Source organism: Bradyrhizobium ontarionense, from assembly GCF_021088345.1.
Classification (GTDB): Bacteria; Pseudomonadota; Alphaproteobacteria; order Rhizobiales; family Xanthobacteraceae; genus Bradyrhizobium; species Bradyrhizobium ontarionense.
Genome location: NZ_CP088156.1, coordinates 7,147,837 through 7,160,939, shown reverse-complemented (window position 1 = coordinate 7,160,939; position 13,103 = coordinate 7,147,837). Strand labels below are relative to the sequence as shown.

Here is a 13,103-nt window from a genome sequence, read left to right as displayed (position 1 = left end):
TCAATTCGCGCGCTCAGCTGTCGGGTCCCGTCACGCCTCGAAGGGATTCTGGACCAGAATAGTATCCTCGCGTTCGGGGCTGGTGGAAAGCAGCGCAATCGGGCAACCCACCAGTTCCTCGATGCGCCGGACGTATTTGATGGCCTGCGCCGGCAGATCGGCCCAGGAGCGCGCATTGGCGGTCGGCTGTTTCCAGCCTTCGATCGTCTCGTAGATCGGTACGACCCGGGCCTGCGCCCCCTCACCTGCCGGGAAATGATCGATCTCCTTACCGTCCAGCCGATAGCCGGTACACACCTCGATCGTGTCGAAACCATCGAGAATGTCCAGCTTGGTCAGCGCAAGACCGTTGATGCCGCAGGTTCGCACCGCCTGCCGGACCAGGACCGCATCGAACCAGCCGCAACGACGCGGCCGGCCCGTGTTCGTTCCGAACTCGCGACCACGCTCGCCGATCTTGCGGCCGATGTCGTTGTCCTGCTCCGTCGGAAACGGCCCCTGCCCGACCCGGGTCGTATAGGCCTTGCACAGGCCGAGCACGTAGCCGATCGCCCCCGGCCCGAGGCCGGATCCCGTCGCGGCCTGCGCCGCCACGGTGTTTGACGAAGTCACGTAAGGGTAGGTGCCGTGGTCGACATCGAGCAGGGCGCCCTGGGCGCCCTCGAACAGCATCCGCTTGCCTTCGCGGCGCTTGATGTCGAGCAGCCGCCAGACCGTTTCCGCATAGGGCAGCAGCTGCGGCGCAAAGGCCGTCAGCTCACGCAGGATCTCCTGGCCGTCGATCTGCTCCAGCCCAAGGCCCCGGCGCAGCGCGTTGTGATGGGCGAGCAGGCGGTCGATCTTGTGGGGTAGCGTATCGAGATCGGCGAGATCCATCAGCCGAATCGCGCGACGGCCGACCTTGTCCTCATAGGCCGGGCCGATGCCGCGGCGGGTGGTGCCGATCGCGGTCGCGGCATTCGCCGATTCCCGCAGCGCGTCGAGCTCACGATGCAGCGGCAGGATCAGGGTGACGTTCTCGGCCACGCGCAGATTGTCCGGATTGATGGCGACGCCTTGTGCCTGCAGCTTGCCAACCTCGTCGAGAAAAGCCTGGGGATCGAACACGACGCCGTTGCCGATCACCGACAGCTTGCCCGAGCGCAACACGCCGGAGGGCAGCAGCGCGAGCTTGTAGGTCGCACCGTTGATGACGAGGGTATGGCCAGCATTATGGCCGCCCTGGAAGCGCACGACGATGTCGGCCTGCTCCGACAGCCAATCGACGATCTTGCCCTTCCCCTCGTCGCCCCATTGGGCGCCGACGACGACCACGTTAGCCATTCGCAGCTCTTTCCTCTGCCAAGATCCAAAACAGCACGATCGGCTCGAACGATATCGCTTCCGATGAGGGGCCCGCCTAGCCAACCATGCGCCCAGCCCAAATCGCGGCCGGGACCGCTCGCTTGCGAGGCGCCCCACCGGATAAAGGAAGCTGCCGGGCTAGGCAAGCAAGAACGGGCCGTCGGAGCACACAAGAGCGCCACCAAGCCTTTGATAAGCCCCAAAATTTCATGCCGCCCCGGCAGCGGATCGGACTACCCCGGCGATCCGCTTCTGACGGCGCATCGACCGGGGCAGCCCCAGTGAGCACGAAACGGCGGCGAATCTACGATCGAAGCCGTATCCCTCGGCGGCAGAGCCCTCGTATCGGGACGGTCTCAGGCCTGAATGCGGCCGTCGACAACCTCGATGATGCGGTCACAGCGCCGGGCCAAATCGAGGTTGTGGGTGACCAGGAGGAAGCTCGTGCCGATGTCCCGGTTGACCTGTCGCATCAGGTCGAAAACGGCATCAGCGGACTTGGTGTCGAGGTTGCCGGTCGGCTCGTCGGCCAGCACCAGGTCCGGGCTCATTGCCAGCGCGCGCGCCACCGCGACGCGCTGCTGCTGGCCGCCCGACATGTTGGTCGCGAGATTGTCGGCGAATTTTGCCAGACCCACCTGGTCCAGGAGCCTGGACGCCCGCGCTTCGATCTCCCCGCTCGGAAAGCCGCGATCCACCAGCAGCGGCATCATCACGTTCTCCCTGGCGGTGAAGGCGGAGATCAGGAGGTGATACTGGAAGATGAATCCGATCGTGTGGCCGCGCAAATGGGTGAGCTCGGTGTCGTCCAGCGAAGCCGTATCGCGGCCCCTGATCGTCAGGCGGCCGGAGGTTGGCCGATCCAGGAGGCCGACGATGTTGAGCAAGGTGCTCTTGCCGGAGCCGGACGGGCCGATCAGCGCAACGAACTCGCCGCGGTCGACCTTGAGGTCGATATCGTGCAGCACCTCGGTCTCGGTCGGCATCCCGACATTGTAGGCCTTGCAGACCTTCTCCAGACGCAGGATTTCCTCAGCCACGGATCGCCACCACGGGATCGAGCTTGGCCGCGCGCAAAGCAGGCGCTGTGGCGGCGAGCAGTCCCGTGACCGTCGCGAGCAGCGCCGTGTAGACGAACAGTTGCCGCTCCAGGATCAAGGGAAACAACTCCGAACCATCAGCCTGCCGCTGCACCGCGTGCCAATAAATCAGCGCGCCCGCGCCCATCGCAGCGCCGAACAGCGAGCCGATGAAGCCGAGCAGCCCGCCCTGCAGCAGGAACACGCGCAGGATCTGGCCGCGCGAGGTGCCCATCGCACGCAGGATGCCGATCTCCTTGGAGCGCTGAATCACCGAGACGATCAGCACGGCGGCGATGCCGAACGCAACTGAGAGCGCGACGAACACGCGGATCAGCGTGTTGGAAGTCTCCTGCGCCCGCACCGCGGTGAAGAACTGCGCATTGGTCTTGATCCAGCTGTCGGCCTTGACGACATTGGCGGCCTGGATGCGCTGCGCAATATTCTCCGCGGCGTAGATGTCCCGCACGGTGATGTCGATCGTGGTGACGCCGCCGACCATGCCGAGCAGCGACTGCGCCGTGCGTAGCGCGACATAGGCGGCGCGCTGATTGACGCCCTTGCTGCCGAGGTCGACCAGCGCGGTCACGGTCAGCACGCGGTTGGCGCCGGAGGCCGCCTGGACGTTGAGCTTGTCGCCGACGACGGCACCGAGATCCCTGGCGAGCTCGGTACCGATGACGATGTCCTCGCTGGTCAGCCGCGGCTCGCCGGCCACGATGTAGTCCGGCACTTTCACGATCTTGAAGTAGCTCTCGGGCTCGATTCCGGACAGTGTCACGGCCCGGCTGGCATCGCCGCGAATGGCGAGGACGGAGCCCGAGATCGTCGGCGACACCGCCGTCACCTCGGACATCGCCAGCATCTGATCGCGGATCTTCGGCCACTGGTCGATCGAGATCACGCGCTGGCTCGGACGCTGCACGATGGCATCCTCGATCACGCCGCGGCCGCTGCGCAGCGGCCGCGCGACCTGATCCGGCGTGAGCAGCTGGATCTGCGGCTGCGAGGTCAGCACGCGCTTGATGAAGTTCGCCTCGAGACCCGCCAGCATCGCCGACATGAAGACGATGACACCGACACCGATCGCGATGCCGCCGATGATGAACAATGTCTGCAGCCGTCCGTCGCGCAGGAAGCGCACCGCGGCGATCCATTCGAACGGCAGCCAGCGGTTCACGGCAGCACCGGACGGAAGCGCTGGCCGGTGACCAGACCGGAATTGGCAGGCACCGCGACGTCACCTGCGCTCAGACCATCGACGATCTCGATATGGCTGTTGCCGCGGATTCCGACGTGCACCGGCCGTCTGACGGCACGGCCCTCCTTGGCGCCGAGCACCCAGGGCTGTCCCGCGGTGAGATCGTGAACCGAGCGCACCGGCAGCTCGAGCGCATCCTTGCGCGATGCGACCTCGATGTCGACCGACACCGTCATGTCCTGGCGCAGATAGTCCGGCGGCTCCTTGACGGTGAGCTTGACCTGCACGGAGGCGCGGGAAATATCGACGCCGGGATTGATGTAGCTGACGACGGCGGGGAAACGTCTGTCCGGATAGGCGTCGGCCGAGGCCAGCGCGGTCTGGCCGAGCGCGAGCTTGCCGAGATTGCGCTCGTCGATCTGCAGCACCAGTTGAACTGCGCCGGCAGGCGCCAGCACCAGCAGCGCCTTACCAGGCTGTGCCACGGTGCCACGCTCGACATTGCGCGTGATCAGCACGCCGTCACGCGGTGCTGCGATCGTCGCGTAGCCAAGCCGCGATTGCGCGGTGTCGAGATTGGCGCGCGCCTGGTTCAATTGCGTCTCGGCCATGACGTAGTCGCTGCCGCCCGGGCTCGCGGTGAAGACCTGGAATTCGGCCGCACGTTTCTGGGCCAGAGCGACGTCGAGCGTCTTCTGCGCCTCGTCGAGCGCAGCCCGCGTCGCGTAGCCATTGTTGGTGAGTTGCGACGTGCGGTCGTAGGTCTGCTGCGCGTTCAACAGCGTCGCCTGGGCCTGGCTCAGCGCTTCCTTCGCCGACGGCAAGGTCAGCTCGGCGAGCTGGCGCATCCGCGCCTCGGCCTGCGCCACCTGCCCTTGTGCCTGCACCACGGCCGCCTTCGGTTCCCGCGCTTCCAGCGAGACCAGCGGCTGGCCCTTGATGACCCGCTCACCTTCCTGCACCAGGACCTCTTCGACCGTGCCGGTGATCTGGCTGCCGATCTCGACGCGATAGGGTGTCTCGACATGGCCGCTGGCGACCACCGTCTCGACCAGATCGCCGCGCTGGACCAGGTCGACCACGATCGCCGGGCCGAGCATGATACGGACACTCTGCCAGCCGCCAAGGCCCAACAGCACGACGATCGCGAGGGCGAACCAGCGATGCGCCCATAGTGCTGACCAGACGGCCGGAACGACGGTTGATTTGGTGCGGGATGATAGAGCTGCGACTTGATCGGCCATGGTTGTCAACGCAAAACCCGTCAATACGGATGCGCCCGCTGGCGAGCGGGATCCGTTCCTCGTGCTGGTGATGGCGCAGCCCTCAGCCCGCAGCGCATTCCGCGCAACCTAGGTGATCCCGGCATCAGGATATTGCGCTAGGTCAACCGGCGCGCGATGCTTCATGCAAATCAGTCATGTTGGCCACGAGCATTCATCCACAAACATGAACGGGCGCGCGTGAATACTGATCCGATCCCGACTGAGCACCGGTTCTGGCGGCATTCGCCCCCGCAGGCGGCCGAGACCCTCGCCTGCGGCCTGAACGGCCTCGCCGAAGCCGAAGCGGCCGAGCGGCTCGAGCGCTATGGACCGAACAGCGATGCGCCGTCGCATGTGGTGAGTCCGCTGCGCGCCATATTGCGGCGACTGCTGGAGCCGCTGTCGCTGATCCTGCTGGTGGCCGGCGTCATCTCGATGGTGACCGGTGACGTGATCGGCGGCGCGATCATCGTCCTCATCCTGACGCTGTCGATCGGATTGGACACGGTTCAGGAGGGGCACGCGGTCAAGGCGGCCGAGGAGCTCCGTCGTTCCGTCGCCTTGAAGGCTGAGGTCAAGCGCGACGGCACCTATCGCGAGATCGACGTCGAGACGGTCGTCCCCGGCGACATCCTGCGCGTCCGCGCTGGCGACATCGTCCCCGCCGACGCGCTGATCATCGAATGCACCGCCTTCACGGCGGGCGAGGCCGCGCTCACGGGAGAGCCCTACCCCGTGACCAAGCAGGCGAACATGCCTGCGGAGGCGGACGACAGCTCGAACGCCGTGTTCCGCGGCTCGGTGGCGCAGACCGGCGAGGCGGTCGCGCTCGTGGTCAACACCGGCCCGCGCACGATGTTCGGTGCGGCCGCGTCCGCTCTCACCGAGGCGCAGGGCCGCACGCCGTTCGAGCGCGATCTGCACGAATTCGGGCTCGTCATCGCGCGGCTCACTCTGGCGCTCGTCGTCGTCGTGCTCACGGTTCGCGTCGTGTTCGGCCGCCCCGTGATGGACTCGCTGCTGTTCTCCGTCGCGCTTGCGGTCGGACTGACGCCCGAACTGCTGCCCATGATCACGACCGTGACCCTGTCGCGCGGTGCGCTGCGCATGGCCAAGCGCAAGGTGATCGTGAAGCGGCTTGCCGCCATTCACGATCTCGGCGCGATGTCCGTGCTGTGCACCGACAAGACGGGCACCCTGACCTCCGCAGAAATCACCCTTGCCCGCAGCATCGCGCCTGACGGCAACGACAACCCGCGCGCTGCCGAGCTCGGCGCCATCGCCGCTGCGCTCGGCGGCGACCGCGGCTCGCTCGATACCGCCCTGATCGCAGGGGCCGATCACGCCTCTGACGGATGGATCTTGGGCGGACAGCAGACCTTCGACTTCTCGCGGCGTCTCGGCTCCGTGCTCGCGATCCGCGGGCAAGATCAGATCCTGATCGTGAAAGGTGCGCCCGAGACGGTGATCGCGCTCTGTACGCGGCAACGGTGCGGCACGGCGATCGAGCCGATCGACGAGGATGGACGCGCTGCCATGCGCGAGCGTGTGCGCGTGTTGGCACAGGATGGGCTGCGCACGGTCGCGATCGCGTCGCGGCCGTGGAGCGGTGCGCCGCGTGAGATCGAGAGCAGCGACGAGCAGGAGCTGATCCTCGAAGGGCTCTGCGCGTTCGCCGACCCGCCCAAGCCGACCGCGGCGTCGGCCATCGCGCAACTGGCTCGCGCCGGCATCACGCTGAAGATCCTCTCCGGTGACGACCCGGTCGTGGTCAAGCGGCTGGCCGGATTGGTCGGGCTGAAGGCCGACCGTGTGCTGTCGGGCAGCGACATCGCCGAGCTCAGCGACGACGCGCTCGCGGTTCAGGTGCGCTCGACCGACGCCTTCGGCCGGCTCGCCCCCGATCAGAAATCGCGCATCGTCAAGGCGCTGCAGGCCTCGGGCGAGGTGGTCGGCTTCCTCGGTGACGGCATCAATGATGCGCCGGCGCTGAAGGCCGCCGACATCGGTCTGTCGGTCGAAGGCGCCACCGGCGTCGCGCAATCAGCCGCCGACATCATCCTGCTCGCGGCCGATCTCGAAGTCGTCGCCAACGGCGTCGAAGAAGGCCGGCGCACCTTCGCCAACATTCTGAAATACGTGCGGATGGGCGCGAGCTCGAATTTCGGCAACATGCTGTCGATGGCCATCGCCTCGATGGCACTGCCGTTCCTGCCGATGCTGCCGACGCAGATCCTGCTCAACAACCTGCTCTACGATCTCTCGGAGCTCGGCATTCCGTTCGACCGCGTGAGTCCGCAGGCCACCGCGCGCCCCCAGCGCTGGGACATGAAGCAGCTGCTGCGCTTCGCCGCGATCATGGGACCGCTGTCGTCGCTGTTCGATTTCCTGACCTTCGGCGCCCTCTTGTATCTGTTCCACGCGACTCCCGAGGAGTTCCGTACCGCCTGGTTTCTCGAATCCATGGCGACCCAGATCCTCGTCATCTTCATCATTCGAACCAACCTGCGGCCATGGAGCAATCGGGCCGATCCCATGCTGACGGCTTCGTCCCTGACCGCGCTCGTGGTCGCCGTGGTGGTGCCATTCACGCCGGCCGGCGCGTGGTTCGGTTTCGTCACGCCGCCATTCGCCGTGCTGGCAACGATCGCCGGCCTGGTCGTTGCGTATCTGGTCTGTGCGGAGGCCCTCAAATCCCTTGCGGTGCGGCCGAGGCCCCGGAGCCTGCAGCGGGGGCCCCGACCTCATCTGGGCTCACCATGACCGTCGTCGTCTGCATAGTCGCGATGCATCTGCCCTCTTGATGGGCAGCTGCAATTGGTGTCTGTCGGGTGCGCCGGGGAGGAACAGCGGCCTGGAACCACCGGGCCCAATGCCGCGGCGCATCGAACCGGGTCCAACACCGCCGCATGTCTGCCGCCGATTCCCCCGCGTCCACAGCGCCCGCGCGCGCATGGATTGCCAATCAGCCCTATGTGCTGTTGAGCATCACGGCGCTGTGCTGGGCCGGAAATGCCATCGTCGGACGGTTCGCCGCCGGCCACATTCCGCCGGTGACGTTGTCGTTCCTGCGCTGGTCGCTCGCCTTCCTGATCATCCTGCCGCTGGCCTGGAAACAGCTCCGCCAGGACTGGCCGGCGATCCGGTCGCGGCTCGGCATCATGATCGTGCTCTCCGTGACCGGCATCGGCGCCTTCAACACGCTGCAATACTGGTCGCTGGAATACACGCAGGCGCTCAATACGCTGCTGCTGCAGTCCGCGGGCCCGCTGATCGTGGCGGTGTGGTCGATGCTGCTGCTTCGTGTGCACCTGACCTTGGCGCAGGCCATCGGCATCGTGCTGTCGCTCGCCGGCGTGCTGCTGATCCTGACGCGCGGCGACCCGACCGCGCTCGCCAGCATCACCTTCAACAAAGGCGACCTGATCTTCCTGCTCGCGATGGCGATCTTCGGCTTCTACTCGGTACTGTCCTTCAGGCGCCCGCAGATCCACGGCCTGTCAATGGTCGCCTTCACCTTCGGCTGCGGCGCGACCAGCCTCATTCCGCTCCTGATCTGGGAGCTCCAGGCACGTCCGGTGATGGCGTTCCACGCCAGGAACCTGATGTCACTGCTCTACGTCGCGATCTTTCCTTCGACCATCGCCTATCTCTGCTTCAATCGCGGCGTGCTCTTGATCGGCGCCAATCGCGCGGCCCCGTTTTTCCACGTCGTTCCGGTGTTCGGCTCGATCATGGCCTTCGTCTTCCTCGGCGAGCAGCCTCAGATCTTTCACGTGTTCGGCTTTGCGCTGGTGCTGGCCGGCGTGTTCATCGCCTCGCGCAGGCAGGCGACCTGAAGTCATCCCGCGCGCCCGCTGGCAAGTTGCGGCTTCGTGCATGGCACCAATCCGCTCCGCGCGCTTGCGAGGCGGTCGGATTCGGCCCAGATTGACGGGTCTCTTTGAGCACCCTTGGCCGCCTTGCCTGCCCCACATCGTCAGCCGCTGTCCTGGCTCAACAATCAGCCCTATCTGCTGCTCACGCTGGCCTCGCTGTTCTGGGCCGGCAATATCGTGCTGGCGCGCTACGTCGCCGGTCACGTGCCGCCGCTGACGCTGTCCTGCATCCGCTGGATCGGAACCTTCCTGATGCTGTGGCCGTTCGCGAAGGGCCACCTGATGCGGGACTGGCGAACGCTGTTCGCGCATTGGCCACTCATGCTGCTGCTTGCGCTGACCGGCTTCGCGATCAATAACGCGCTGTCCTATTGGGCGATGCAATACACCCAGGCGCTGAATGGGCTGCTGATCCAGTCCTCGACGCCGCTGTTCGTGGCGCTGTGGTCTCTGCTGTTGTTCGGCATGCGGCTGACCAAGGCCCAGTTCGCAGGAATCGCGATGTCCCTGATCGGCGTGCTGGTGATCCTGCTGCGCGGCGATCTCGGCGCGCTCGCCGCCATCCAGTTCAACCGCGGCGACCTGATGTTCGCTGGCGCGCTGCTGGTGTTCGGGCTCTATTCCGCCGCGATGACACGCCGGCCGGCGGTACACCAGTTGTCGCTGATCTCGTGGTGCACAGCGGCCGGCGCGGTGCTGCTGCTGCCGTTCGCCGTCTGGGAATATTCGTCGGGCTTCGTACTCAAGCTGGACCTGCTGTCGGTCGCGACGCTCGGCTACGTCGTCGTGTTCGCCTCGACGCTGGCCTATCTGTTCTTCAATCGCGGCATCAGCCTGATCGGGCCGAATCGCGCGGCGCCGTTCCTGCATCTGGTGCCGCTGTTCGGCTCCGTCCTGGCGATCGTGCTGCTGGGCGAGGAGCTACGCCTGTTTCACCTCGCGGGTTATACGCTGGTCATCGCCGGCGTCATCGTGGCGTCCCGCGTTGCCGCTCCGGTAACCTCGATCCGCTGATGCGCCGAAGGCCGGTCCGTTGCGGCAAGACGCCTCATGAAGATCGGGGAGCATCATCAGGCTGTCATCGAACCGTCAGCGGCGCGTCAGGCCTCCTCTTCAGAACGGCCCATGATCAAGGTCTCTGGAGGCTTCCCATGCATCGATATCTGCTTTCCACCGTTGCCGCCCTCGTTCTGAGCGCCGGCGCCGCGCTGGCTCAGGGCGAAGGTGAATTCCCCGCGACGCTCGCGGGCCACGCGGTCATGCCCGCCGAATCGTTCGTCGACGCCCCGTCCGACGCGCCGACCGATCTCAAGACCTCCGGCAAGTATACGACCGGCAAGCGTATCGACGCGATCGGGACCGTCATGGGCAAGTCCTATGAACGCCCCACCGGGGTGTCGTTGCCGTTCAAAGGACAACCGTTGCAGGGCCACTCCGGCATCAAGAAGATGGCCGACGGCACGTTCTGGGTGCTCACCGACAACGGCATGGGCTCGCGCTACAACTCGCCGGACTCCATGCTGTATCTGAACCACTACAAGATCGACTGGACCGGCGGCAAGGTCGAACGGCTCGAGACCATCTTCCTCCACGATCTCGACAGGAAAGTCCCGTTCCGTATCGTCCATGAGGACACCGCCAAGCGCTATCTGACCGGCGCCGATTTCGACACCGAGGGCTTTCAGATCATCGGCGACAATCTCTGGATCGGCGATGAATTCGGCCCCTACATCATCAAGGCGGACAAGAGCGGCAAGGTGCTGAGCGTGTTCGAGACGATTGCGGACGGCAAGCCGGTCCGCTCGCCCGACCATTGGGCGGTGCAATCACCGGGGGCGCCCGGCGCGACCTACACCAACGTCAATCTGCGCCGCTCGAAGGGCTTCGAGGGCTTCGCCTCGTCCGTCGACGGCAAGTTCATCTACGGCCTGCTCGAAGGCCCGCTGTGGGACGCCGACAAGAAGGAGTGGGACAAGGTCGACGGCAAGGAAGCCTCGCGCATCCTCGAATTCGACGTCGCCGCCGAGAAGTTCACCGGCCGCTACTGGCAGTACGTGTTCGAGCAGAACGGCAATGCGATCGGCGACTTCAACATGATCGACCCGAGCCAAGGCCTGATCATCGAGCGCGACAATGGCGAGGGCACCAGCGACAAGGCCTGTCCGCAAGGCGTCCGCGGCGAGAACTGCTTTCCTGACGTCGCCAAGTTCAAGCGCGTCTACAAGATCGAATTGTCCGACGCCAATGTCGGCAAGCCGGTCCGCAAGATCGCCTATATCGACCTGATGAAGATCAAGGATCCGGACAAGAAGGCGCGCAAGCCGCTCAACGACGGCGTGCTCACCTTCCCGTTCTTCACGATCGAGAACGTCGATCGTGTCGACGACACGCACATCATCGTCGGCAATGACAACAACCTGCCGTTCTCGTCCAGCCGCGATCCCAACAAGGCTGATGACAACGAGTTCGTGCTGCTGGAAGTCGGCGACTTCCTCAAGGCGAAGTAGCGGCTGCGCGATCGAGGGGTTGACGACCTGGGTGCCGTTCTTTTGAGGAGGCTATCGCCTCCCGCGACGACAGCGCCCGGGTTCGATCAAGCGACCCGCACCTTGGCCATGAAGCCGTCAACCGCCTGCTGCAGCAGGCCGGACTGGCTGTCGAGCTCGCGCGCACTCGACAGCACCTCGGACGCAGCCACGCCGGTCGCTTCCGCCGCCCTGGTCACGCCGCCGATATGCGTGCTGATCTCGTTCGAGCCGGCAGCAACCGACTGGATGTTGCGGGCGATTTCGCGCGTTGCGTCGCCCTGCTGTGCAATCGAGGTCGAGATCGAGTTGGTGATCTCGCTCATTTGCGCGATGGTCTGGGTAATGCCGCTGATCGCTGCGACCGCATCCTGGGTCGACGTCTGCATCGCCGCGACCTGGGCCGAGATCTCCTCCGTCGCCTTCGCGGTCTGGTTGGCAAGCGCCTTGACCTCGGAGGCGACGACCGCAAAGCCCTTGCCGGATTCGCCGGCGCGGGCGGCCTCGATCGTGGCGTTCAGCGCCAGCAGATTGGTCTGCGCCGCGATCGAGTGGATCAGCTTCACGACCTCGCCGATCTTCTCGGCGCCGGTCGACAGCACCTGCACGGTGGCGTTGGTGCGCTCGGCGTCGTTGACCGCCTTGCTCGCGATCTCGCTGGAGCGGGCGACCTGACGGGAGATCTCATTGACCGAGCTGGACAGCTCCTCGGCGGCGGCGGCGACCGTGCCGACATTGTCGTTCGCGCTCTGGGTCGCGGCGCCGACGGTCGAGGCGCGCGAGCTGGCATCGGTCGCGGTCGACGTCATCGACTGGGCAGTGTGCTGCATGCCCTCGGCGGCCGACGCCACCGAGCGGACGATGCCGTTGACGCTGCGCTCGAAATCGGCGGCCAGGTTCTGCATGGCGGCGCGCCGCTCGGCGGCCGTGCGCTGCTGGGTCGCGGCCTCGGCCTGCTCGAGCTCGCGCATCCGCAGCGCGTTGTCCTTGAAGATCTGGACGGTCGCGGCCATCCCGCCGATCTCGTCGCCGCGGCCGACCCCGGGAATTTCACCATCGAGCTGGCCATCGGCGATCTCGCGCATGCGGATGCCGAGACGATCGAGCGGCACGCTGATGCTGCGGCTGATCAGCCAGGTCATCCCGCCGGCAATGACGGCGATGCCGGCGCAGGCCAGCCACATCATCCATTTCAGCGGCTTCAGCTTGGCGTCGAGATCGTCGACGTAGACGCCGGTGCCCACGAACGTGTTCCAGCCCGGAATCATGACCGCATAGGAGATCTTGCGGGTCGGCTGCTCCTGACCGGGGCGCAGATATTCGTAACGCAAGGTTACGTCACCGTCCTTGGCGACGCCGTCGCGCAGCTCAACGACGAGCTTGCGGCCGTTGAGCTCGAAATCGATGACGTTCTGGCCGCGCTGCTTCGGATCCTGAGACAGAACGACGTTGCCGTCCATCGTATAGGCGAAAAGGTAGCCCATGCCCTTGTCGAAGGTCATCGTGCTGCCGCGCTTGACGAACTCGTCGATCGCGGCCTCCTTCGTCATCTTGCCGGCTTCGACCTCCTTGACGAGGCCGAGAGCCATGTTGCGCGCGGTCTCGACGATCGCCCGGCACTCCTCGATGCGGGCGTTGATCATCTCGTTCTGCATGAGATTGCCAGCGAACGTGCCGGCCGCCGCGAGGCCCAACAGCGCGATGCCGACGACGATGGCGAGCTTGGGGGCAATCTTCAGGTTGTTCAGCAGCACGCGAGAAACTCCACCCGATCGATGTGATCGATCTGTCAAGGATAACTGACGACAGAT

Annotated in this window: 9 protein-coding genes; 4 read left to right on the top strand and 5 right to left on the bottom strand. The window is 65.6% G+C overall.

Annotated features, from left to right (window positions below; genetic code table 11):
• Positions 1-30 precede the first annotated feature (30 nt).
• The 4 genes from LQG66_RS31355 to LQG66_RS31340 form a co-directional block, all read right to left on the bottom strand.
• On the bottom strand, positions 31-1,323 hold the full coding sequence (locus LQG66_RS31355) for an adenylosuccinate synthase (protein ID WP_231319681.1): 1,293 nt from the start codon (positions 1,321-1,323) through the stop codon (positions 31-33).
• Positions 1,324-1,700: 377 nt separating this feature from the next.
• On the bottom strand, positions 1,701-2,330 hold the full coding sequence (locus LQG66_RS31350) for an ABC transporter ATP-binding protein (protein ID WP_231328022.1): 630 nt from the start codon (positions 2,328-2,330) through the stop codon (positions 1,701-1,703).
• A gap of 46 nt (positions 2,331-2,376) precedes the next feature.
• Positions 2,377-3,603 (bottom strand): ABC transporter permease, encoded by a 1,227-nt coding sequence (locus LQG66_RS31345; RefSeq protein ID WP_231319680.1) that lies wholly within the window; start codon positions 3,601-3,603, stop codon positions 2,377-2,379.
• The gene (locus LQG66_RS31340; protein WP_231319679.1) at positions 3,600-4,868 is read right to left on the bottom strand and encodes an efflux RND transporter periplasmic adaptor subunit; all 1,269 of its coding nucleotides are present in this window, start codon (positions 4,866-4,868) and stop codon (positions 3,600-3,602) included. Before LQG66_RS31340 ends, LQG66_RS31345 begins: the two co-directional genes overlap by 4 nt.
• Before the next feature lie 219 nt (positions 4,869-5,087).
• Between LQG66_RS31340 and mgtA the strand changes: the two genes are divergently transcribed.
• The 4 genes from mgtA to LQG66_RS31320 all read left to right on the top strand — a co-directional run bounded on the left by mgtA (position 5,088) and on the right by LQG66_RS31320 (position 11,274).
• A complete protein-coding gene (gene mgtA / locus LQG66_RS31335) occupies positions 5,088-7,652 on the top strand; it encodes a magnesium-translocating P-type ATPase (protein WP_231319678.1) in 2,565 nt (854 codons plus the stop codon).
• A gap of 146 nt (positions 7,653-7,798) precedes the next feature.
• On the top strand, positions 7,799-8,728 hold the full coding sequence (locus tag LQG66_RS31330; RefSeq protein ID WP_231319677.1) for a DMT family transporter: 930 nt from the start codon (positions 7,799-7,801) through the stop codon (positions 8,726-8,728).
• 123 nt (positions 8,729-8,851) lie between these two features.
• Positions 8,852-9,781, top strand: coding sequence for a DMT family transporter (locus tag LQG66_RS31325; RefSeq protein WP_231328021.1), 930 nt, complete (start codon positions 8,852-8,854; stop codon positions 9,779-9,781).
• A 137-nt stretch (positions 9,782-9,918) separates the two neighbouring features.
• A complete protein-coding gene (locus LQG66_RS31320; protein WP_231319676.1) occupies positions 9,919-11,274 on the top strand; it encodes an esterase-like activity of phytase family protein in 1,356 nt (451 codons plus the stop codon).
• A gap of 86 nt (positions 11,275-11,360) precedes the next feature.
• On the opposite strand, the gene LQG66_RS31315 is transcribed toward LQG66_RS31320, so the two are convergent.
• Complete coding sequence (locus tag LQG66_RS31315; protein ID WP_231319675.1) at positions 11,361-13,046, bottom strand: methyl-accepting chemotaxis protein; 1,686 nt, start codon at positions 13,044-13,046, stop codon at positions 11,361-11,363.
• Positions 13,047-13,103 lie beyond the last annotated feature (57 nt).

Excerpts from the sequence above, each read along its gene's own strand:
- LQG66_RS31320 (WP_231319676.1), top strand. The coding sequence starts at position 9,919 with ATGCATCGATATCTGCTTTCCACCGTTGCCGCCCTCGTTCTGAGCGCC.
- LQG66_RS31350 (WP_231328022.1), bottom strand. The coding sequence starts at position 2,330 with ATGCCGACCGAGACCGAGGTGCTGCACGATATCGACCTCAAGGTCGAC.
- LQG66_RS31355 (WP_231319681.1), bottom strand. The coding sequence starts at position 1,323 with ATGGCTAACGTGGTCGTCGTCGGCGCCCAATGGGGCGACGAGGGGAAG.
- LQG66_RS31330 (WP_231319677.1), top strand. The coding sequence starts at position 7,799 with ATGTCTGCCGCCGATTCCCCCGCGTCCACAGCGCCCGCGCGCGCATGG.
- LQG66_RS31340 (WP_231319679.1), bottom strand. The coding sequence starts at position 4,868 with ATGGCCGATCAAGTCGCAGCTCTATCATCCCGCACCAAATCAACCGTC.